The sequence below is a fragment of the Stakelama portus genome (genome assembly GCF_003171655.1).
Classification (GTDB): domain Bacteria; phylum Pseudomonadota; class Alphaproteobacteria; order Sphingomonadales; family Sphingomonadaceae; genus Sphingomonas; species Sphingomonas portus.
Genome location: NZ_QFZL01000001.1, coordinates 173,874 through 195,112 on the forward strand (window position 1 = coordinate 173,874; position 21,239 = coordinate 195,112).

General features: G+C 64.2%; 17 protein-coding genes. 3 read left to right on the top strand and 14 right to left on the bottom strand.

Annotated elements, in window-relative coordinates:
- The 10 genes from DKB74_RS00755 to DKB74_RS00800 all read right to left on the bottom strand — a co-directional run bounded on the left by DKB74_RS00755 (nucleotide 1) and on the right by DKB74_RS00800 (nucleotide 14,131).
- The gene (locus tag DKB74_RS00755; RefSeq protein WP_109807026.1) at nucleotides 1-1,665 is read right to left on the bottom strand and encodes an MFS transporter; all 1,665 of its coding nucleotides are present in this window, start codon (nucleotides 1,663-1,665) and stop codon (nucleotides 1-3) included.
- 90 nt (nucleotides 1,666-1,755) lie between these two features.
- Nucleotides 1,756-2,661, bottom strand: a complete 906-nt coding sequence (locus tag DKB74_RS00760; protein ID WP_239987316.1) for an SDR family NAD(P)-dependent oxidoreductase — start codon at nucleotides 2,659-2,661, stop codon at nucleotides 1,756-1,758.
- Nucleotides 2,662-2,753: 92 nt separating this feature from the next.
- Complete coding sequence (locus tag DKB74_RS00765) at nucleotides 2,754-3,458, bottom strand: TetR/AcrR family transcriptional regulator (protein ID WP_239987317.1); 705 nt, start codon at nucleotides 3,456-3,458, stop codon at nucleotides 2,754-2,756.
- A gap of 53 nt (nucleotides 3,459-3,511) precedes the next feature.
- A complete protein-coding gene (locus tag DKB74_RS00770; protein ID WP_338062875.1) occupies nucleotides 3,512-5,101 on the bottom strand; it encodes an AMP-binding protein in 1,590 nt (529 codons plus the stop codon).
- Nucleotides 5,092-6,795 (bottom strand): carboxylesterase/lipase family protein, encoded by a 1,704-nt coding sequence (locus tag DKB74_RS00775; RefSeq protein WP_239987318.1) that lies wholly within the window; start codon nucleotides 6,793-6,795, stop codon nucleotides 5,092-5,094. The genes DKB74_RS00770 and DKB74_RS00775 overlap by 10 nt, the downstream gene beginning before the upstream one ends.
- Nucleotides 6,795-9,083: a TonB-dependent receptor gene (locus DKB74_RS00780; RefSeq protein ID WP_109806221.1), complete on the bottom strand. Its 2,289-nt coding sequence runs from the start codon at nucleotides 9,081-9,083 to the stop codon at nucleotides 6,795-6,797. Before DKB74_RS00780 ends, DKB74_RS00775 begins: the two co-directional genes overlap by 1 nt.
- A gap of 239 nt (nucleotides 9,084-9,322) precedes the next feature.
- On the bottom strand, nucleotides 9,323-10,873 hold the full coding sequence (locus DKB74_RS00785) for a BCCT family transporter (protein WP_109806222.1): 1,551 nt from the start codon (nucleotides 10,871-10,873) through the stop codon (nucleotides 9,323-9,325).
- A 388-nt stretch (nucleotides 10,874-11,261) separates the two neighbouring features.
- Nucleotides 11,262-11,378: a cytochrome bd-I oxidase subunit CydX gene (gene cydX / locus DKB74_RS00790; protein WP_109806223.1), complete on the bottom strand. Its 117-nt coding sequence runs from the start codon at nucleotides 11,376-11,378 to the stop codon at nucleotides 11,262-11,264.
- A gap of 11 nt (nucleotides 11,379-11,389) precedes the next feature.
- On the bottom strand, nucleotides 11,390-12,538 hold the full coding sequence (gene cydB / locus DKB74_RS00795; RefSeq protein WP_109806224.1) for a cytochrome d ubiquinol oxidase subunit II: 1,149 nt from the start codon (nucleotides 12,536-12,538) through the stop codon (nucleotides 11,390-11,392).
- 24 nt (nucleotides 12,539-12,562) lie between these two features.
- The gene (locus DKB74_RS00800; protein WP_109806225.1) at nucleotides 12,563-14,131 is read right to left on the bottom strand and encodes a cytochrome ubiquinol oxidase subunit I; all 1,569 of its coding nucleotides are present in this window, start codon (nucleotides 14,129-14,131) and stop codon (nucleotides 12,563-12,565) included.
- Between the two features lie 115 nt (nucleotides 14,132-14,246).
- Between DKB74_RS00800 and DKB74_RS00805 the strand changes: the two genes are divergently transcribed.
- Together DKB74_RS00805 and DKB74_RS00810 are read left to right on the top strand one after the other, a co-directional pair.
- Nucleotides 14,247-15,773 (top strand): ABC transporter ATP-binding protein/permease, encoded by a 1,527-nt coding sequence (locus DKB74_RS00805; RefSeq protein WP_109806226.1) that lies wholly within the window; start codon nucleotides 14,247-14,249, stop codon nucleotides 15,771-15,773.
- Nucleotides 15,770-17,383, top strand: a complete 1,614-nt coding sequence (locus DKB74_RS00810; protein ID WP_109806227.1) for an amino acid ABC transporter ATP-binding/permease protein — start codon at nucleotides 15,770-15,772, stop codon at nucleotides 17,381-17,383. The genes DKB74_RS00805 and DKB74_RS00810 overlap by 4 nt, the downstream gene beginning before the upstream one ends.
- Here DKB74_RS00810 and DKB74_RS00815 read toward each other — a convergent pair.
- The 3 genes from DKB74_RS00815 to DKB74_RS00825 all read right to left on the bottom strand — a co-directional run bounded on the left by DKB74_RS00815 (nucleotide 17,380) and on the right by DKB74_RS00825 (nucleotide 19,576).
- Nucleotides 17,380-17,745: an ArsR/SmtB family transcription factor gene (locus DKB74_RS00815; protein ID WP_109806228.1), complete on the bottom strand. Its 366-nt coding sequence runs from the start codon at nucleotides 17,743-17,745 to the stop codon at nucleotides 17,380-17,382. The genes DKB74_RS00810 and DKB74_RS00815 overlap by 4 nt on opposite strands.
- Nucleotides 17,742-18,341 carry a peroxiredoxin gene (locus DKB74_RS00820; RefSeq protein ID WP_109807030.1) on the bottom strand — a complete coding sequence of 200 codons (600 nt, stop codon included), beginning with the start codon at nucleotides 18,339-18,341 and terminating at the stop codon, nucleotides 17,742-17,744. The genes DKB74_RS00815 and DKB74_RS00820 overlap by 4 nt, the downstream gene beginning before the upstream one ends.
- Nucleotides 18,342-18,535: 194 nt before the next feature.
- Nucleotides 18,536-19,576 carry an aldo/keto reductase gene (locus DKB74_RS00825; RefSeq protein ID WP_109806229.1) on the bottom strand — a complete coding sequence of 347 codons (1,041 nt, stop codon included), beginning with the start codon at nucleotides 19,574-19,576 and terminating at the stop codon, nucleotides 18,536-18,538.
- 142 nt (nucleotides 19,577-19,718) lie between these two features.
- On the opposite strand from DKB74_RS00825, the gene DKB74_RS00830 reads away from it, so the two are divergent.
- On the top strand, nucleotides 19,719-20,627 hold the full coding sequence (locus DKB74_RS00830) for an ROK family protein (RefSeq protein ID WP_109806230.1): 909 nt from the start codon (nucleotides 19,719-19,721) through the stop codon (nucleotides 20,625-20,627).
- Between the two features lie 12 nt (nucleotides 20,628-20,639).
- On the opposite strand, the gene DKB74_RS00835 is transcribed toward DKB74_RS00830, so the two are convergent.
- Nucleotides 20,640-21,230: an NADPH-dependent FMN reductase gene (locus tag DKB74_RS00835; RefSeq protein ID WP_109806231.1), complete on the bottom strand. Its 591-nt coding sequence runs from the start codon at nucleotides 21,228-21,230 to the stop codon at nucleotides 20,640-20,642.
- Nucleotides 21,231-21,239 lie beyond the last annotated feature (9 nt).

Consider the following 21,239-nt stretch of genomic DNA (forward strand, 5'->3'; position numbering starts at 1 on the left):
TCAGTCGATGTTGCGCTTGTAGGTTTCGGGGAGGAACAGCATCCCGATGACGAAGCCCAGCCCCGTCACCACCACCGGATACCAGAGGCCGTAATAGATATCGCCCGTGGCCGCGACCATCGCAAAGGCCGTGGTCGGCAGGAAGCCGCCGAACCAGCCATTGCCGATATGATAGGGCAGCGACATCGACGTATAGCGCACCCGCGCCGGGAACAGTTCGACCAGCATCGCCGCCAGCGGGGCATAGGCTGATGTCGTCAGCAGCATGATCGCGAGGATCGTCAGCACCACCATCGGCCGGTTGATCTGCGCGGGATCGGCCTTGTCGGGATAGCCGGCGGCGTGAAGCGCAGCTTCCACCTGGCCGCTGAACCGTGCCGCGGCGGTGGCGCGCTGGGTTGCGTCCAGCCCGGACGGATCGGGGGCAGTGACGGTCGTGTCGCCGACGCTGACCTGAGCGATCGTGCCGGCCGGTGCGGCCTGATTGCGATAATCGACACCGGTTTTGGCGAGATATGCCTTGGCGATGTCGCAGCTGGTGCGATCGAATGTGTTCTTGCCGATCGGATCGAACTGGAACGAACATTCGTCATTGTTGGCGACGACCACGACCGGCGCGCGCTTCACCGCTTCGGCAAGGGCCGGGTTGGCGGCATAGGTGAGCATGTTGAACAGCGGGAACATCGTCAGCGTGGAAAGCAGCAGCGACGTCATGATGATCGGCTTTCGCCCGATCTTGTCGCTCAACCACCCGAAGAAGACAAAGGTCGGCGTTGCGATCACCAGCCCGGTGACCAGCAGGATATTGGCGGTCGCGCCGTCGACATCGGCGATCCGCTCGAGAAAGAACAGCGTATAGAATTGCGCGGTATAGCCGATCACGCCCTGACCGGCGACGGCGCCGAACAGCGCGATCAGCACGATCTTGAGATTGCTCCAGCGGCCAAAGGCTTCGGTCACCGGTGCCTTTGAAATCGTCCCCTCATCCTTCATTTTCTGAAAGACCGGGCTTTCGTCGAGCTTGAGGCGGATCCAGAGCGAGACGCCGAGCAGGAAGATCGAGAGCAGGAAGGGGACGCGCCAGCCCCAGCCGGCAAAGGCTTCCTCGCCGATGATCGAACGCAGGCCGATCACCAGCAGCAGCGCCGTGAACAGGCCGATCGTCGCCGTCGTCTGAATGAAGCTGGTGAAAAAGCCGCGCTTTCCATCAGGTGCATGTTCGGCGACATAGGTGGCCGCGCCGCCATATTCGCCGCCGACGGCAAGCCCCTGGACCAGCCGCAGCAACACCAGGATCACCGGCGCGGCAGTGCCGATCGTCGCATAGCTGGGCAGGAAACCGACTGCGAAGGTGGAAAGCCCCATCAGCGCCATGGTGATCAGGAAGGTGCGCTTGCGTCCCACCAGATCGCCGATCCGCCCGAACAGGATCGATCCGAACGGCCGGACCGCGAACCCGGCGGCAAAGGCGCCGAGTGCAAGGATGAAGGCAGTGGTGTCGTTGACGCCGGAAAAGAATTGCGCGGAAATATAAGTCGCGAGCAGCCCATAGAGATAGAAGTCGAACCATTCGAACATCGTGCCCAGCGCCGAGGCGAGAATGACTCGCTTCTCGGTACCGGTGGGTGGGTGATGCTTGGGCAGATCTTCGGTCGCGCTGGTCATTTCCGGGTTCCTCTCCTGAACATCCGGCCGCCCGTTGCGGGTCTGGCCGTCGCGCGGCGCGGCGATCTTCGCCACGCCGCGGATCGTGCGTTATCGTGCCACTGCCATTGCCGGGACTTCGGCGCCGGACGCCGCGAGCTCGCGTTCGGCCTGGAAAAAGCCATAAGCGGGGACCGCTTCGCCTTCGCGATCGGTGACTGCATCCCAGCCGTCGATGACGCGCGCGGCGGCATCGTCGGTTCGGCCGACATAGAGGCCGTGGGTGAGCGTGATGTTGGCGGACGCGAAATTGCCCGCGCCGGCGCACAGGATCGCGCGGCTGGGCGCGTCTTCGGCAACCAGCGCCACCAGGCCGGGGCTGACAAGCGCAGGGTCGAGCTGCGTCAGCGCGTCGGCGGCAAGCACGCCGTCGGTCATCTGCGTCGCGGCGGTCGGAGCCAGGCTGTTGACGCGGATATTATATTTCTCGCCTTCGATCGCGAGCGTCTGCATCAGCCCGACAAGCGCCATTTTGGCCGCGCCGTAATTGGCCTGGCCGAAATTGCCATAGAGGCCCGACGAGGACGTCGTCATGACGATGCGGCCATATTGCTGCTCGCGCATCACCGGCCACACGGCCTTTGAGAAGATCGCGGCACCCATCAGATGCACTTCGACGACGGTCCGGAAGTCCTCGATCGACATCTTCGCGAAGCTCTTGTCGCGCAGGATGCCCGCATTGTTGACCAGAATGTCGATCCGGCCCCAGCAGTCCATCAGCCGCGCGACAATGGCGTCGACGGCGGCTTCGTCGGTGACCGAACCCGCCATCGCAATGGCTTGCCCGCCGGCAGCGGTGATTTCGTCGGCAACCCGCTGCGCGGCTTCGCCGTTCAGGTCGTTGACCAGCAGCTTTGCGCCATGGCGCGCCAGTTCGAGTGCATGACACCGGCCGAGCCCACCCCCGGCTCCCGTCACGATCGCCACCTTGTCCTGCAAAATCGGTGTTCCCGTCACTTAGGGCCTCCCAAAAAGTAGTTCACTATCAAGCGAGTTAATAACCTAAACGAGACAAGGCGGCCATGGCCTTCCTGCCCGCTATCCCTGGCTTACTGTGCCGCCCGTCGTTCCGCCGCGCGTTCGGCGCAGATCGACTTGAAGCCGGCCGCCATGAACGTCGCCATGCGTTTCTTGACCGCCACGAAATCCTCCGAACGGCAAAGTCCGCCCGACAATTTGTCGATACGCCCGGTCCGCGCCAGCGTGAGCATCAGCCCCCCGGTGACGAAGTGATAGCCCCAGAAGATGTCCTCTTCCTCGCAATCGGGCAGCGCCTTGCGGAGCAGATCGATCAGCCGCAGCACGACCGGATCGAAATGCTGGTCCATCATCTCCGCGCCCCATTCGGGGGTATTGGCGACCTGTGCGCCCAGCGCGGCATAATTGCGCCAGCCTTCGCCGCCTTCGATATAAAGGTCGAGATCGGTATCGAGATAGGAGTGGAGCGCGCCTTCGACGGTCGGCTTGCCGTCGGTCGAGCGCTCATAATCGTCGAGCGCCTTCATCCGCCGCTCGTTGGTTACCTGCGCACGGCGTGCGAACACCGCGTCGAACAGCTTCTGCTTGTCGTCGAAATAATAGTTGAGCAGCGTGTGGTGCACGCCCACGCGCTTTGCGACATCCTTCAGCGTCACGCCGTAAAGCCCGTGGCGGGAAAACAGATATTCCGCCGCGTCGAGAATCTGTTCGGTCGTTTCGGCCCGTCGTTCCGCCTTGCTCTGCGGTTTCCGACGCGGCTTGCGTTCTGCTGACAAATTGACGCCTTTCCTCGTTACATCGCGGGTCAGGCTGGCCGTACTCGCCATCATCACGACCCGCTATACTCTGCTCTAAGGCGTATCTTGTCGATCTTTCCGGTTGATGCCAGTGGCATATTGTCGAGACGGATAACTGCATCGGGCACCCACCATGGCGCGATCCGCCCATTGAGCGGCGCCAGCAGCGCTTCATCCTCGATGCTCGCATCGCCGCGCAATTCGACCAGCAACAGCGGGCGTTCACCCCATTTGGGATCGTTGCGACCGATCACCGCGGCGAACGAAACCTGGGGAAGCGTCGTTACCAGCGCTTCGATTTCGGCCGGGTTGATCCATTCGCCGCCGGATTTGATCAGATCCTTCGAACGTCCGGTGATCGTCAGATTGCCGTGCGCGTCGATGATCGCCAGGTCGCCGGTGTCGAACCAGCCATCGGCGTTGGTCGCGCTTTGCTCCTGCCCGAAATAGCGTTCGACCACGGCCGGGCCACGGACGTGAAGATGGCCTTCGGTGCCGCGCTGCTCGGCGAGCGGCGTGCCGGACGCATCGAACAGCATCAGGTCGATGCCCAGCGCCGGGCGACCGGAATTGCCGGCCGCGCGCTCGGGATCGCCCGCCATGGAAATGGTGCCGAGCGGCGAGAGTTCGGTCATCCCCCAGCTCGTCTGAACGGTTACGCCGAGTATGGTTTCGATGCGCTGCATCAGCGCGGGGGGCATCGGCGCGCCGCCGACCATGATCCGTTTCAGCGACGGCAGCGCGACGGCCGCGCGCTCGATATAATCCACCAGCCCGACCCAGACCGTGGGCACGCCGACGGCGACGGTGACGCCTTCGTCGCGGATCAGTCGGGCAAGGCTTTCGCCATCGGTATGCCGCCCCGGCAGCACCAGCCCCGCGCCGACCGAAGGCGCCGCGAACGGAATGCCCCAGGCATTGGCATGGAACATCGGCACTGCGGGCAGCACGACGTCGCGGCGCGTGATGCCGAACACATCCGCCTGCAGCAACCGGTTGGCATGGAGGAAGTTCGAACGGTGGGTATAGGTTACGCCCTTGGGCGCCCCCGTCGTTCCGGACGTGAAGCAAAGGCCGGCAGGGGTGCGTTCGTCGAAATCGCCCCACGGAACCGTCTGCGTCGTCGCGGCGAGCGCGGCATCGACCGACAGGATCCGTACCGCGCCATTGCCGTTGGCGGGCACGTCGCCGTCGATCAGGATCGCCTGGATATTGGGCGCCAGCGCGGCGACGTCACGCGCGAGCGGCAACAGATCGGCGCTGGCGATGATCAGTTTCGCCTGCGATTGCTGCACCATCGCGCCGAGCTGGGCCGCAGTGATGCGGGGGTTGAGGGTGTGGCAAACCGCCCCCATCCCCATGATGCCGTACCATGCCTCGACATGGACCTGACAGTTCCAGGCCAGGGTGGCGACATGATCGCCGACCCCGATGCCCAGCCCGGCAAGCAGCGCCGAAAAGCGCCGTGCCCGTTCCCGTACTTCGGCGAAGGTCGCCCGCACGGTCGAACCGCCTTCGCGTGCGGTGACGATCTTGCCCGTCGGATGCCATTTGGCCGCGTGGTCGATAAATTTGTCGAGCGTAAGCGCGTAATCCTGCATCGCACCACTGATCATCGGCATCGCGTATCCTGCGGGGGAAGGGGCGGCGAAATCACGCCGGTGTTCCAGGTCCAGGGAATGTCCCCCGCCGCACGGCGCCGGCAGACGACTTCCTCGTGCAGGGCATAGCGTCCGCCGCTCAGCCGCAGCACCGGCACGGGCTTGTTGGCGAATACCATCCCGGAACGATCGTCGGCATAGGGCGGCCATGCCGGAGCATTGGGCGCAGTCGGCTGACCGGTGCGGGCAAAGGATACCCAATAGCCCATGATCGCCGCCGACATCGCACGTTCGCGCGCGGTGTCGGGGATCTTGGGCCAATAGGGCGGCAGATCGTCCATCGTGCCGAACACATAGGGCAGTTCCGATCCGTGAAAGCCATGGACGTTCCAGGTTTCGGTCGCCGGATAACCGTGATCGAACAGATAGAGATAGGACGGGACGCCCAGCGCCGCCTGTTTCGCTGCCAGCCGTTCCGACGTCCATCCGTACATCGCGTCGCGCGTGGTCGCGAGCATGCTCTCTTCGATATCGTCGGACGGATAGATTGCGAGGAAGCGATCGGCCAGTTCGCCATAGGCGGCACGGATGCGCGCTTCATAGGCCGCGGCACTGTCCGGCTTGGGCGGCAACAGGATGCGCAGCGTGCGGATTTCGCCGCTGTTGAACCCGGCGATGATCGGCACGGGGGCCTGTTCGCCGCGGTCGAAGATATCGACCAGCTGATCGGGAAGCACCTGTCCGTCGATCGTGCCCCAGGGGACGAACGCCGCTTCGGCGGCGCCGCGCACCAGATCGGCCGGCGACATCGCGCGCATCGCGGCCAGATCGGCCGCACCAAGCTTCTGCTGCAACGCGCTGCCCGTGGTTTCCGCCGGGGGCATGCCATGCGAAGCTTCGCGCAGGGCAGGGGTGCTGAGCATATAGGCGCTTTCGGCGATCGCCTTGGCGAACAGGCCGCGCGCACGGGGCGATGCCATCAGATACATGACGCTGAGCGCGCCTGCGCTTTCGCCGGCGATGGTGACGTTGGCCGGGTCTCCGCCGAACGCGGCGATGTTGCGCTGAACCCATTTCAGCGCCTCGATCTGGTCGAGCAGGCCGTAATTGCCCGAGACATCGTCGGCCGATTCGGCGCTGAGTTCGGGATGCGCGAGATAGCCCAATATGCCCAGGCGATAATTGATCGAAACGACGACGATGCCCTGACGCGCCATTTTCGACCCGTCATATGTCTTCTGGCTGCTCGCCCCGTTGGTCAGTGCGCCGCCATGAATCCACACCAGCACCGGCGCATTTTCGGCATGTTCGGGCGCCCAGACATTGAGCGACAGGCAATCCTCGCTCATCGGGCCGATATCTTCGGAATAGACGCTCGCCGAGCGCGCACCGGGTTGATAGCAGGCGGGGCCGAAATCGGTGGCGCGCCGCGTGTCCTGCCAGTCGGGCTGGGGCACGGGCGGTTTCCAGCGCAGATCGCCCTCCGGCGCCACGGCATAGGGAATGCCCTTGAACGACAGGATGCCACGCCGCTCGCTGCCGACCATCGTTCCGACAGGCGCCGTCACCACCGGGCCCGAGCGTTGCGCGCCGGCCCCGACCGGGATGACGACCAGGCCGGTCAGCAGCACCAGCCGACCCATCCGCGCGAGCAGGCCGCGCACCATTGTGCGCGACCGGCCCCGTTCATTGCTGCTTGCGTATCTGTCGAACATCAAAAGTCATACCCCACGCGAATGCCGATCGTGCGCGGACGCAGCCGCGCATAGCGCCCATCCAGAAACGCTTCGGGATGGACATAGGTGATCGCGTCATTGTCGAGCAGATTTTCGACATAGGCCGTGATCTTGGCGCCGCCCGTGGTCACCCCGGCATAGAGATTCACCGTCGTATAGGCGTCGGTATAGTCATAGGTCGGGTTGATCAGCGTCGGGCGCCCCGGAACATTGGGGAACAGGCCCGGATATTTGCCGACATGCGCGGCATTGGCGGCCATGAACACATCGGCATTGTCGCCGACCGCGAAATCATAGCGGACCGTAGCCGAGCCCTGGAAATGCGGCGAGGCAAGCTGAATCCCCTTTTCCGCGCCGGACATCGCCGCTTCCTGATCGGTAAGTTCGGTCACCTTGGCATCGTTGTACGAGCCGTTGAAGGTGAAGAGCAGTCCGCGCGTGGGGCGCACCGCCAGTTCGAGTTCGACGCCCTTGCTGGTCGCGGCGCCGATATTGGTCGCGAACTGGATCTGATCGGACAGGCGATTGGCCTGCACCTGAATGTCGCGCCAGTCGATATAATAGAAAGCCAGATTGGCCGACAGCGCGCCGTTCAGCCAATAGCCCTTGAGCCCGACTTCATAATTGGTGAGCGAATCCGAATCCGCGCCGTCGGGAATGACGATGTCGGTGGGATCGACCACGCTGACGAGGCCCGCGCGCGCATTGGCCACCGGCGCGCGGAAGCCGGTCGATATGGTGGCATAGGTGGTCAGCGACGGGCTGGGCTTGAACGACGCGCTGACCTTGTAGGACAGCGACCCGTCGGTAACCCGTCGTCCGAGCGCGGCCGGAACCGCCGTGGGCACGAAATTCCACCCAAGCTTGTAATTGGCGGCGACAAGGGCAGGGGCCACTGCGAGATAGTTGGACGTATATCCGCCGGCACGCGTGTTCGCCCGCACTTCGGTAGAGGTATAGCGAAGCCCGCCGGTCAGCCAGAATTTCTCGCCGAAACGATAAGTAAGCTCGCCGAATGCGGCCAGTTCGGTCGAGCGGCCGATGCCAGTGAACCGCGAATAATATTCGTCGGGCAGTCCGGTGATATTATATTCGTCGATGAATTGTTCGTTGCTGCGGTAATTATAATCGACCTGCCGTTCCTTGCCGTAGAAAAAGCTGCCGACGATCCATTCGAGCGGGCCCGATGTCTGCGATGCCAGCCGCATTTCCTGAACCCAGACATCGTCATAGGCATAGGCATCGAGCGCGAAGGGAATGGTCTGGGCAAAAGTGCCCGCCAGGTCGACGACGAACGACTGATCGAAGGTCGCATAGGTGGTCGAACTGGTGAAATTGGCGAAGCCGAGATCCCAGTCGAGCGAGAGATTGTAGCTGTGCAGCTCGCCTTCGAACAGGTCGGGGCGGTCCGAACGGCGGACGAATTTGCCCAGGTTGGGGTTGGTCAGCGCCGAATCTTCCGGCTTGCTGTTCTCATAGATGAAGGTCGCGCGGGCACGGAACCGGTCATTGGGCTGCCATTCGAGTTCGGCACGGCCGCCATAGGCCTTGAGCACGTTCGAATTCTTCACGCCCGTGCCGATATTGTCGACCCAGCCATCCTCGTGCCGGTAGAAGCCGACGACACGCAGGCCGAGCCGATCGGTGATGATCGGCACATTGACCATGCCGTTATAGCGCTGGCGCAGCGAATCGCTGCCGGTCAGGCCGATATCCACCAGCGCTGATGCCTGCACTTCGTCCAGATCGGGCGATTTGGTGAGGATGCGGACCGCGCCTGCAAGCGAGCTGGACCCGAACAGCGTCCCCTGGGGACCGCGCAGGAACTCCACGCGCTCGACATCGAACAATGTCGGGTCGAGAATGGTGGAGTTGCCGTTCGCCGAGATCGGCAGTTCGTCGATATAGATGGCGACCGTGCCCTGAAGGTTCGCGCCATAGCCGTTGGTCGCGATGCCGCGCGCAGTGAAGTTGTTGAAATTGGCGGTGGGTTTGTTGACGACGACGCCCGGCGTTTCGCGCGCCAGCCCTTCATAGCCGACAATGCCCTTTTCGGTCAGTTCTTCCTGCTGAAAGGCAGTGACGCTGAGCGGCACGTCCTGAAGCCGTTCGGCGCGGCGCGTTGCCGTAACGACGATTTCCGATGCGCTCTGCGCTTCGGACTGCGTGTTGTTGTCCTGGCTGGCGGACTGGTCCTGCGCATAAGCAGGGGTGGCGACCAGCGCGATCGCGGCGACCGAAGCGGACGCAAATATCCTACCCTTCATTCGATAACTCCCTCTCCCGCGCAGCGATTTTTCGCTGTCGTAGGGCGATCGATACTGTTTTTCTCACGTGAGTCAATATTCACTATCGTGCGTGTGAATAACATTGGAGGGAGGATTTACGTTACGTCTTCAGGCGCTGACTCCAGGAGGTGCCAGGTACAAGTCCGCCCCGCGCGTCCGAATTTGGTCGCGCGGGGGCGGGAATGTCGTGCTGGGGTGGGTTCGTTGGACCGAAAGCGTCAGGTGCCGAACGACAGGCGCCGATGTTCCTGATCGAGCATGCGATAGAGCCCCGCCGCCATCATCAGCAGCACCAGCGCAAAGGGCAGGCCGGTGACGATCGCCGCCGTCTGCAACGCGGCGAGTCCGCCCGCCCAGAGCAGCGCCGCCGCGAGCAGCCCGATCGCGACTGCCCAGGTCACGCGCGAAACGAAGCTGGCATGATGATGCCCGCCCGATGCGATCATCGCCGTCACCAGCGCACCCGAATCGGCCGATGTGACGAAGAAGGTGGCGACGATCACCACCGCCAGCCACGAAGCGACCGTGGTCAGCGGGAAATGGGCGAGGAACGCGAACAAGGCATCGGGCATGCTCTGTGCCACCGCCTCGGCCAGCCCGCCCGCGCCGAACATTTCGATATGCAATGCGCTGTCGCCGAAGATCGTCATCCAGACGAAGGTGAACAGGGTCGGCACGAACAACACGCCGGTGATGAATTCGCGGACCGTGCGGCCATAGGATATGCGCGCGATGAAGATGCCGACGAACGGCGACCAGCTGATCCACCAGGCGTAATAGAAGATCGTCCAGCTGCCCTGCCAATGGCCGGGGCTGTAGGTTTCGGTCCAGGTCGAAAGATAGACGAACCGCTGCACATAATAGCCGACATTCTGGATGAAGCCGTTGAGCAGGAACACGGTCGGCCCAACGATGAACACGAAGAGCATCAGCAGCAGCGCCAGCACCATGTTGATTTCCGACAGCCGCTTGATCCCGGCGTTCAGGCCGAATGCCACCGATGTCGTCGCCATGGCGGTGATAACGACGATCAGGATGAATTTGGTAAGCGCGTTGTCGGGCGCGCCGACCAGGATGCTGAGCCCGGCATTGATCTGCGATGCGCCAAAGCCGAGCGACGCCGCCACGCCGCAAACGGTGGCGGTGATCGCGAGCACGTCGATCGCATCGACCAGCAGTCGGGGGAGCCGGGGGAAGGCCGCATTCAGGAAACCGCCGATGCTGAGCGGCATGCCGCGGTTGTACGCAGCATAGGCAAGCCCGAGTGCGATGATCGCATAGATGCCCCAGGCGTGCAGCCCCCAGTGAAGGAAGGTGACGCCCATCGCATGCTGCGCGTTTCCGGCCAGCCCGCGCGGCAGATGCGCATCGGGATTGGAAAAGGCCGTGGCGGGAGGATTGGCGAAATGCGTCACCGGTTCGGCGACGCCATAGAAGAGCAGGCCAATCCCCATACCTGCCGAAAACAGCATCGCGAACCATGCCAGCATGCCGAATTCGGGTCTGGCGCTCTGGCCGCCCAGCCGGATATTCCCGAACCTGCCAAAGGCCAGTATCGCGCACAGCACCAGCAGGATATTGACCGTCAGCACCAGCAGCCAGCCGAAATTATCGGTCGCGCCGCTCTGGATCGCGTCGAATATCACCGACGCCTGATCGACATTCAGCACCGCGAACAGGATCAGCGCACCGATCAGCGTGACCGCGCCGTAAAATACGATCGGATTGAAACCAGGTTCGGAAGCGAGGCCAGCGGAATCCGAATTCACGATCGGGTAATGTCCGTATCAAGTGCAACGCGGATAATAGGGCGATCCTCCGAAAGTCGAATAGCAGCCGATGGCAAAGGAATATGCGGCGATGTCGCCGCGATATCCCTGCGCGCAATATGGCATGTACGTAACGAGACCAGCCTAACCGCGCGGTGGCGTCATTGCAACGCCGGGGCGATATTGCTTCGACCCGACAGCAATAAACCACGGATCGCTCGCGATTCTATCGCCGCTGCCGGTGGTATTTTCTTCGCGCTGCCTTTGCCGCATCGACCTGGCGGATGTGTGGCGATTGCGCGTTGCCGAAACGCCGATGCGCCGCCCTGCTTTCCCTTGGGAGGAGGCAGGCGCGGCGCACCGGGGGGATTGGGATATTGGTGTCGGATCAGTCGAGGACGGTCTTGTCCTCCTCATAATCGGTCTGGAATTCGAGCCAGATGCCGTTGAGGATCGCGACGCCGACGGCGAGGCCGAGACCCAGGACCCAGGTGAAATACCACATGTGCGGGCTCCTCAATAAAAGTCGGGGTTGGTGTCGACCTGCTCGCGCGTGACACGCCCGAACATGACCTTGTACGCCCAGGCGGTGTAGACAAGGACGATCGGCAGGAACACGATCGTCACGACCAGCATCGTGAACAGCGTTCCGTGGCTGGAAGACGCGTTCCACGCGGTAAGGCTGGACGCCGGATCGATCGAGCTCGGCAGGATGAAGGGGAACATCGAAAGACCGACGGTCGAGATGATCCCGACATTGGCGAGCGAGGAGCCGGTGAACACCAGTGCGTCCTTTCTGCCGCGAATGCCGAAGAACGCCAGCACCGGCCCGGCAAAGCCCAGCACCGGCGCGATCAGCATCCAGGGATAGCGGCCATAATTGTCGAGCCACGCGCCCGGCGCGGCGACCGATGCGGCGCGCAGCGGATTGGACGGGCCGTTGGGATCGACGATGTCGGCAACGCGATAGCCCATGTCGCCAAAGGCCACGAACGCACCGCCCAGCGCGAACAGCGCGATCGCGGCAATGGCGGCGATCTGGCCCCAGCGGCGTGCGCGATCATGCACCGCACCGTTTTCCACCTTGAGGCTGAGCCAGCCCGAACCGTGCAGGACGAGCATCGCGACCGAAAGCAGGCCGGTGAGCAGCGTGAACGGCGTGAACAGGCCGAGCAGCGTTCCTTCGTAAAAGCTGCGCAGATCGCCATCGAGGCGGAAGGGCGCGCCGACCAGCACGTTGCCAACCGCGACTCCGAAGACGAGCGCCGGGACGAAACCGCCGACGAACAACGCCCAGTCCCAGCGGCTGCGCCAGCCCTTGTCGTCATGCTTCGAGCGATATTTGAAGCCCACCGGTCGCAATATCAGCGCCGCGAGCACCAGGAACATCGCCAGATAGAAGCCCGAGAAGCTGACCGCATAGACGAACGGCCAGGCCGCGAAGATCGCACCGCCGCCCAGGATGAACCAGACCTGGTTGCCTTCCCATGTGGCGCCGATCGTGTTGATCACCATGCGGCGCTCGACATCGTCGCGCGCGACGAAGGGGAGCAGCGCGGCAACGCCCAGATCGAAGCCGTCGGTCAGCGCAAAGCCGATCAGCAGCACGCCCAGCAGCAGCCACCAGATGATCCGGAGGGTTTCGTAATCGAGTGGGATGGACATGATAGTCTCCTCGTTCCCGCGGGCTTATTCGGCCGGAACGGCGTGATAGGGGGCGGACGGCACCGGCTCGGGCGCCGGAAGATAGCGTTCCGGCCCCTTCTTGATCGCCGCGAGCATCAGCCGCACCTCGATCACCGCCAGCACGCCATAGAGCAACGTAAAGCCGATGATCGTCGTCCAGATCTGGGCCACGGTCAGGCTCGATGCGCCGAGGAAGGTCGGCAGCACGCCGTCCACTGCCCAGGGCTGGCGCCCGATTTCGGCGACAAGCCAGCCGAACTCCGCCGCGATCCAGGGCAGCGGAATGATCAACACCGCCGCGCGCAGGAACCATTTACGGTCGAACCGGCGCGTATTGGCGAAGATCAGCGCCAGACCGAAAAAGGCGATGAAGAAGAAACCGAGCCCGGCCATGCCACGGAACAGCCAGAACAGCGCAGGCACGTTGGGCACGGTCGACCATGCGGCCTTGTCGATCGCGGCGGCATCGGCCTGACGCGGATCTTCGACATAGCGTTTGAGCAGCAGCGCATAGCCAAGATCGGCCTTGTTCCGCTCGAATTTCTCGCGCGCGGCGGGATTTTCGGGATCGGCACGCAGCGTCTGAACCGCGTCATAGGCGTCGATGCCGTTGACGATCCGACCCTTGGCCTGTTGGACCAGCGGTTTGATGCCGCTTACTTCGCCGTCCAGGCTGCGCGTGGCGATCAGGCCGAGCACATAGGGGATCTTGACCTCATAGGTGGTTTCGCGCCCGCTGTTCGACGGCAGGCCGAAGATCGCCAGACCCGCCGGCGCCGGTTCGGTTTCCCATGCGCCTTCGATCGCGGCGAGCTTCATCTTCTGGTTGTCGGTGAGCGCATAGCCGCTTTCATCGCCCAGCACGACGACCGAGAGCGAGGACGCCAGGCCGAAGGCGGCGGCAACCGCGAAGCTGCGCTTGGCAAGCTCCATATGACGCCCGCGGAGCAGATAGAAGGCCGATACCCCCAGCACGAACACCGATGCGGTGACATAGCCGGCGCTGACCGTATGGACGAACTTGGCCTGTGCGACGGGGTTGAACAGCACCTCGGCGAAATTGGTCACTTCCATCCGCATCGTATCGGGATTGAACGTCGATCCGGCGGGGAACTGCATCCAGCCGTTCGCGATCAGGATCCACAGCGCGGACAGATTCGAGCCCAGCGCCACCATGAAGGTGGTGAAAAGATGCTGGCGCTTGGTCATCCGCCCCCAGCCGAAGAACATCAGTCCGACGAACGTGGCTTCGAGGAAAAAGGCCATCAGCCCCTCGATCGCCAGCGGCGCGCCGAAAATGTCGCCGACATAATGGGAGTAATAGGACCAGTTGGTGCCGAATTCGAATTCCATCGTCAGCCCGGTCGCCACACCGAGAACGAAGTTGATTCCGAACAGCTTTGCCCAGAAACGGGTGATATCGCGCCACACTTCGCGCCCCGTCATGACATAGACGCTCTCCATGATCACCAGAATGAACGAGAGGCCCAGCGTGAGCGGGACGAAAAGAAAATGGTACATTGCTGTCAGCGCAAACTGCAGCCGCGAAAGCTCGACGACGGCCATATCCATGGCAGATTCCTCATATTGAGCCGGGCAAAGCCGTGACTCGAACGATATGCCCGCGCTATCTGCGGCGGCGGAATAGGACTCACCTTGACCAAGGTCAATTAGTGAAAATCATATTATGATAAAGCATTGGAATGCAGGGTGGTTCTGGCTGCTCGATCTGGTCGGAGCCTCCTGGTTCGCATGGGGCATCGCCGAAGCGGTGAGTCGCGCCGCTGCGGGGCTTTCCGAACATTATTACGCTTATGCCGCGATTATCGGCGGCGGATTGATGCGTGCGGTTTCGGTATTCGCGGTTCAGCACTTTGCAATCGCGTCGGCGCAGCAATCGGGCGTGGCACTTCGCGCCGGCCTGTTCGACCGGCTGCTCGGCCGGCCGATCGCCACGCCGATTTCGATGGGCGGATCGGCGGTTGTTGCGATCGACCATGTCCGCACGATCGAAGACTATGAAGCCCGTTTCATGCCCGCCCGGTTCGGGGCAACGCTCGCGCCGCTGGTGGTGATCGCAGTGGTTGCCTGTGCCAGCCTGGTCGCGGCGGGCATCCTGATGGTGACCCTGATCCCGTTCATTCTGGGCATGATCCTGGCGGGTACGGCGGCGCGGCGCGCATCGGAGCGGCAGCTGGCGGCGCTCGGCGACCTTTCCGGCCTGTTCGTCGATCGCGTCCGCACGCTGCCGATCATCCGCCATTTCGGGGCCGAGGATCGGATCGCACGCCAGGTGCAGGGCGCGACGCGCGAAGTTGCCGACCGCACGGTTGCGGTGCTGCGCGCGGCGTTCCTGTCGAGCGCGGTGCTCGAATTCTTCTCGGCGCTCGCGGTCGCGCTGGTCGCGGTCTATTGCGGGTTCAGCCTGCTCGACATGCTGCCCTTTCCCGATCCGGAAAATCTGACGTTGCGCGAGGCGTTTTTCGCGCTCGCCATGGCCCCCGAATTCTATTTGCCGATGCGGCGGCTGGCCGCGGCCTATCACGAAAAGCAACTGGGGGAGGCGGCGCGCGCGGAAATCGCGGCGCTGCCCGAACCAATGGCGATGCGCCCGTCGGTGCCGTGGAACGGTCTGCGTGCGCAGGCGCTGGCGATCGCATGGCCCGGCCATGCTATCGGCCCGCTCGATTTCGCGATCGGCCGGACGGGGATGATCGCGCTGACCGGCCCGACGGGAAGCGGCAAGACCAGCGTGCTCGCGGCGATTGCCGGACAGGTTGCAATCGTATCGGGCGACGTCACGCCGGTCGATCCGGGCGACATCGCCTGGGCGGCACAGCAGCCGCTGATCCTTCCCGGAACGCTGCGCGACAATCTGAAACTCGCCAGCCCGCAAGCGTCGCAGGAAAGCGTTGCCGATGCGGTGCGGGCGGTGGGGCTCGAATCGCTGGTCGGCGAGCGCGGCCTCGATCTGCCGCTCGATCATCGCGGATCGGGGCTGTCGGGCGGCGAACGGCGGCGCGTGGGACTGGCGCGTGCGATCCTGTCGGGCAGGCCGCTGCTGCTGTGTGACGAGCCGACTGCCGATCTAGACGCCGATTCGGCCGAAGCCGTCGTCGCGCTGCTGGCCGAACTGGCGCGCACCCATGCCGTGATCGTCGCGACGCACGACGCGCGGCTGATTGCCGCAGCCGATATGGAGGTCGCGTTATGACCCGACGGGATGAAACGGCCTTGCTGCAAGCAACCGATCGCAAGCTGCTGCGATGGGCATTTGTCTGTGCGTTGGTTGCGGCGATTTCGTCGATCCTGTTGCTTGCGCTGTCGGGCTGGTTCCTGACCGCCGCGGCGATTGCGGGCGCTGCCGGACCGGCGGCGGCGATGGGATTCAATTATCTGATCCCCAGCGCCGCGATCCGGGGGCTGGCGATCAGCCGCACGGCGGCGCGCTATGGCGAGCGGCTGGTGTCGCATCGCGCCGCGCTGGGTGCGATGGCGACGCTGCGCGGGAAGCTGTTCGGCAAGCTCGCCGCGCAGGACAGCCGCACCGCGCCGGACCTTTCCGGCGGCGATGCCAGCGCCCGGCTGATCGGCGATATCGAAGCGCTGGAGGATCTGGTGGTGCGTCGCCCGACACGCCCGGCCAGCCTGATCGCGGCGGTCTTTGCGGTCGGTCTTACCTGCTTTGCGGGATGGCAGGCGGCACTGGCGCTGGCGATCCTGCTCGCTGCGCTTCCCGGGCTGCTTGCGTTTGCGGCACGGCGGCTGACGCGCGAGCCGGCAGCGGTGGCGGCCGCGGCGCTGGGCGACCTGCGTACGGCGTTCATCGATTATGCCGCCGCGCGACCCGAAGTGATCGCCTATGGCCTGGGCGACCGGGTGAGCGCGCAGCTGCTCGACATCGCCGCGCCGATGGATCGCGCCCGTGCCGCGCTGTTTCGCGGCGAAGGCGTCCTTGCCGGATTGCTGCTCGCTTATGGCTGTGTGGCGGCGGCGTTGGTGCTCGCCCTGGCGACGGGGCCGGCGGCACAGGTCGCGCTCGGCCTGCTCGCGGCGACGGCGTCGGTCGAATCGATGGCGGCCTTCGCGCGCACCGCCATGCGTCAGGCGAGCGTTGAACAGGGCATCGCGCGCCTCGCCACGTTGCGCACGCTGGAAGGCGAGCCGCAAAAGCGCATCGCTGCGGCGGCGGATGCCGCTTCGATCGCGCTCGGGGACGTGGCGATCGCGCCGGGCGCGCGCATCGCCGTCACCGGGCGTTCGGGTTCGGGAAAGACACGCATATTGGAGGCGCTTGCCGGGATGCGACCCGCGCATCATCGCCTGGCGGTCGATGGCATGCCGCTCGAAAACTGCACGGCGGACAGGTTGCGCGGCCAGTTCGCGCTGGCGCCTCAGGATGCGGTGCTGATCGCGGGAAGCATCGCCGACAATCTGCGGCTTGCCCGCTCGGGACTGAACGAAGCCGATATGCGCGCGGCGCTGGAGGTCGCGTGCCTCGACCGCCGTATCGCGGCGATGCCTGCCGGGCTGGATACGCCGCTTTCCGAAGCGGGCGGCATCCTGTCCGGGGGCGAGCGCAAGCGGCTGTCGCTTGCGCGGGCGCTGCTCGCGGGGCGGCCCTGGCTGCTGCTCGACGAGCCGACCGAGGGGCTGGACGGCGCCACCGAGGCGGAACTGGTGCGGCGGCTGGGCGACTGGCTTGATGCCACCGGGACCGGGTTGGTGCTGGTATCGCACCGCCCTGCACCGCTTGCACTGACGCGGCAGCGAGTCGATGTGGCGGCGATCGCGCTGCGCGATCCCGCGCGGTCCGGCGATTAACCGACGCGCGCGAAGACGGCGGCGCCCGACGTGGCGGGAATGTCGCCGGACTGCGCATCGGATGGCGGAGCCGCATTGCCCAGCACGTTCAGCATGCTGGTCAGCATCGCGAACCGGTCGCGGTTGAGCCGATAGAAAACCTGTTTGGCGGCGCGGCGCGTCAATACCAGATCGGCCTTTCGCAACACTGCCAATTGTTGCGAAAGCGCCGGCTGGCCGACGCCGGTCGCCGCTTCGATATCGCTGACGCTGCGCTCTTCGCCCTGCAAGGCGCGGATCAGCTCCAGCCGAGTCACATGCCCCAGCGTGCGGAGCAGTTCGGCGGCGGTTTCGATGTCGAGCGGGTCGGGGGGCTGTGTCATGAATCGTCCCCGGCCAGTTGATAGAACCAGTCCGTTGCCTGCCCGGCGTCGAACACCGTATCGATTTCCTGTGTCGGCGGGCGAAGCATCGGCTGGCCGGGCGTCCATTCCGCCGGGGCAAGCAGGCTGTGCCGGTCGGCATGCTGAAGCGCGGCGACCATGCGCAGCATTTCCTCCACCGAACGCCCGATTTCGACCGGGTAGCAAGTCGATGCCCGCAATATGCCCTGGGGGTCGACGAAATAGCTGTAGCGCACGGTTGCCGCGTCGCGCGCGTCGGGAGCGACCATGCCATAGGCGCGGGCGATTTCGAGTGTCGGATCCTCGATGATCGGAAATTCGATCTTCACGCCGAACCGGTCATGGATCATCCGGATCCAGGCGAAATGCGAATAGAGGCTGTCGACCGATAGCGCCATCAGCGCGCAGCCGAGCCGTGCGAAACGATCCGCCGCGCGCGCGATCGCCACGAACTCGCTGGTGCAGACCGGCGTGAAATCGGACGGATGCGAAAAAAGGACCAGCCAGTTGCCGCGATAATCGGCAAGCGACTTCATGCCCATCGTCGTGCGCGCCCGGAAATTGGGCAGCGGCATGCCGATGCGCGGTGCGGCCGTGACAGTGGTGGGGGGAGCGTCCTGCACATGAACTTCCTGAATCGCGTTGGGCGGACGATTGCACAGGTTCGATATCCAATACAACTGGATTACACGATTACATAGTGCGTTAAATTGAAATCGTTGAGGATACCCGCCGACGCGGCGGCAATCGCCGCGCCGGCACGGGCGGTCTATATTGCGGCGCGGCGGGGGCTGGGTATTTCCCGACGCGGATTCTGACGCTCGAGCATCCAGCCCGGATATTCGGGCGTCAGCCGGCTCGCTTCGTCCAGCCGGGCGAGTTCGTCGGCAGTGAATTCGACATCGACCGCGCCCAGATTGTCGTCGAGCTGTTCCTTGCGCTTGGCGCCGACGATCACGCTGGTCACCACCGGGCGATGGAGCAGCCAGGCCAGCGCCAGCTGCGCGACGCTGCGGCCCTTTGCGGCCGCCAGTTCGTGCAGGATTTCGATGATGTCATATCCGCGTTCCTTGTCGATCGGCGGGAAATCGAACGTGGTACGGCGACCCTCGCCTTCGCTCTGACGCGTATATTTGCCCGACAGGAAGCCTCCGGCGAGCGGGCTCCATACCATCATGCCGATCCCGTCATGGTGCAGCAGCGGCGCGATTTCGCGTTCGATGTCGCGGCTGGCGATCGTGTAATAGGCCTGAAGCGAGGTGATCGGCGCCAGCCCGTGATGGGCATTATGCGCCGACGCCTTGGCGATTGCCCAGGCCGGCCAGTTGGAAAGGCCGATATAGCGCACCATTCCCTGTCGGACGAGGATGTCGAGCGCCGCGAGCGTTTCCTCGATCGGCGTCGTCGGGTCCCAGCCATGAATCTGATACAGGTCGATATGATCGGTCTGAAGGCGGTCGAGGCTGGCCTTGACCTGATCGAGAATATGTCCGCGCGATGCGCCGACGCCGTTGGGGCCGGGGTGCATGCGACCGACCACCTTGGTCGCGATCACCGCTTCCTCGCGTTTGATGCCCAGATTGCGGAACGACTGGCCCAGTATCTGCTCCGACTTGCCATCGGCATAGATATTGGCGGTATCGAAGAAATTGATGCCGCCATCGAGCGCGGTTTTGACCAGCGTGTCGGCTTCGTCCTGCTGCAGCCGGCCGATCTGGCCCCACATTTCGCCTTCGCCGCCAAAGGTCATCGTGCCGAGGCAGAGTTCCGAAACGATAAGGCCGCTTTTGCCGAGATTATTGTAGCGCATGAGTCGCTCCGATGTCTGAGGCGCGCGATATCGGGGAAGGGCGCGCGAAGCTTTGGGGGAAGACCATTCAGATGTGATCGCCGGGCGCGATTGCAATGGCAGACGCTTTGCAGCCGGCGCGGAACCGGCTAGCGCTTGTACCATGAACGCTTCGGCCAATGATGCGTCGCTGATTGCGGGGCTCGAGCTCGGCGGCACGAAATGTGTCGCCATTCTTGCCAGCGGCCCGGACCGGGTCGTGGCGCGGCAGGCCGTGCCGACCACCTCGCCCGAAGAAACGCTGAACGCGCTCGAATCGCTGCTCGAAGGGTGGGATTTCGATGCGGTCGGGATCGCTTCCTTCGGGCCGCTCGAGCTCGATCCGACGCAGCATGATTATGGCCGGATCACTGCCACGACCAAAAAGGGCTGGGAAGGCACCGACCTGTTACGCCGTATCGAACGGCGTTTCGGCAAGCCGACGGGGTTTCAGACCGACGTCAACGGCGCGGCGATCGCCGAAGCGCGATGGGGCGCGGCGCGGGGACTGCGCGACCATTGCTACATCACCATCGGTACCGGCGTCGGGGTCGGGGTGATGTCGGGCGGCAGGCCGCTGATGGGCGTCGCGCATGGCGAATCGGGGCATATGCGTGTTTCGCGCGTGCCGGGCGACACTTTCGCCGGCTGTTGCCGCTTTCACCGCGATTGCGTGGAAGGATTGGTATCCGGGCCGGCACTGGCCGAGCGGTTCGGATGTTCGCCCGCCGATGTGCCCGATACCGACGATCGCTGGTGCCTGTTCGTCCATGATCTGGCGGCGCTGCTGCACAATCTGGTCGTTACGCTGGTGCCGCAGCAGATCGCGATCGGCGGCGGCGTGGTGCAGGACCGCCCGTTCCTGTTTCCGATGCTGCGCAAGCGTTTGTCGGAAAGCCTGGGGGGATATGGTTCGCTGTCGGCCTGGGCGGCGGGGCTCGACCGGCGGCTGATCGCGCCGGGGCTGGGCGCCATGGCGGGGCCGCTCGGCGCGATAGCGGTCGGGCATGACGCACTGAACGAAGCCGCCTGAACGACCGCGCGATCAATAGGGCGGTTTTGGGCGCTCACGTTGCTCGCGCGCCGCTTCGATCCACCAGCCAAGATCGTCGGCGAAGCGCCCGAAGGCATTTTCCAGCGCGTCGCCGCCCTCGCCGATCGGCTGGGCATCCGCGTCGATCGATTTGCCGATCTGTCCCACGGTCAGCGTGCTCGAAACCACGACCATGCCCATTTCCGAAAGCGTGGCATGCCATGCCGAATTGGCACGTGCGCCGCCCAGACGCCCGGCGGAATAGCTGGCGATCGCGGCGGGGCGCCAGAACCATTCTTCGAGGAAATGATCGGTCAGATTCTTGAGGCCCGGCTGCATGCCCCAATTATATTCGCCGGTGACGAAGATGAATCCGTCGGCATCGCGGATCTTGCCGGCCAGCTGCGCCATCGCCTCCGGCGCTTCGCCTTCGGGATATTCCTTGTACATCCGGTCGAGCATCGGCAGCCCGACCGCCATCGCGTCGATCAGTTCGGGTGCCGCGCCGCGATCGGCCAGATTGCGGACCAGATAGTTCGCCAGCCGGATGCCCAGCCGGTCGCGGCGATAGGAGCCGTAGAGCACCAATATCCTGTCGGCCATAATGTCTCC

Excerpts from the sequence above, each read along its gene's own strand:
- DKB74_RS00755 (WP_109807026.1), bottom strand. The coding sequence starts at position 1,665 with ATGACCAGCGCGACCGAAGATCTGCCCAAGCATCACCCACCCACCGGT.
- DKB74_RS00770 (WP_338062875.1), bottom strand. The coding sequence starts at position 5,101 with ATGCCGATGATCAGTGGTGCGATGCAGGATTACGCGCTTACGCTCGAC.
- DKB74_RS00775 (WP_239987318.1), bottom strand. The coding sequence starts at position 6,795 with ATGTTCGACAGATACGCAAGCAGCAATGAACGGGGCCGGTCGCGCACA.
- DKB74_RS00780 (WP_109806221.1), bottom strand. The coding sequence starts at position 9,083 with ATGAAGGGTAGGATATTTGCGTCCGCTTCGGTCGCCGCGATCGCGCTG.
- cydX (WP_109806223.1), bottom strand. The coding sequence starts at position 11,378 with ATGTGGTATTTCACCTGGGTCCTGGGTCTCGGCCTCGCCGTCGGCGTC.
- cydB (WP_109806224.1), bottom strand. The coding sequence starts at position 12,538 with ATGTCCATCCCACTCGATTACGAAACCCTCCGGATCATCTGGTGGCTG.
- DKB74_RS00800 (WP_109806225.1), bottom strand. The coding sequence starts at position 14,131 with ATGGATATGGCCGTCGTCGAGCTTTCGCGGCTGCAGTTTGCGCTGACA.
- DKB74_RS00805 (WP_109806226.1), top strand. The coding sequence starts at position 14,247 with ATGATAAAGCATTGGAATGCAGGGTGGTTCTGGCTGCTCGATCTGGTC.
- DKB74_RS00810 (WP_109806227.1), top strand. The coding sequence starts at position 15,770 with ATGACCCGACGGGATGAAACGGCCTTGCTGCAAGCAACCGATCGCAAG.
- DKB74_RS00815 (WP_109806228.1), bottom strand. The coding sequence starts at position 17,745 with ATGACACAGCCCCCCGACCCGCTCGACATCGAAACCGCCGCCGAACTG.
- DKB74_RS00820 (WP_109807030.1), bottom strand. The coding sequence starts at position 18,341 with ATGCCGCTGCCCAATTTCCGGGCGCGCACGACGATGGGCATGAAGTCG.
- DKB74_RS00825 (WP_109806229.1), bottom strand. The coding sequence starts at position 19,576 with ATGCGCTACAATAATCTCGGCAAAAGCGGCCTTATCGTTTCGGAACTC.
- DKB74_RS00830 (WP_109806230.1), top strand. The coding sequence starts at position 19,719 with ATGAACGCTTCGGCCAATGATGCGTCGCTGATTGCGGGGCTCGAGCTC.
- DKB74_RS00835 (WP_109806231.1), bottom strand. The coding sequence starts at position 21,230 with ATGGCCGACAGGATATTGGTGCTCTACGGCTCCTATCGCCGCGACCGG.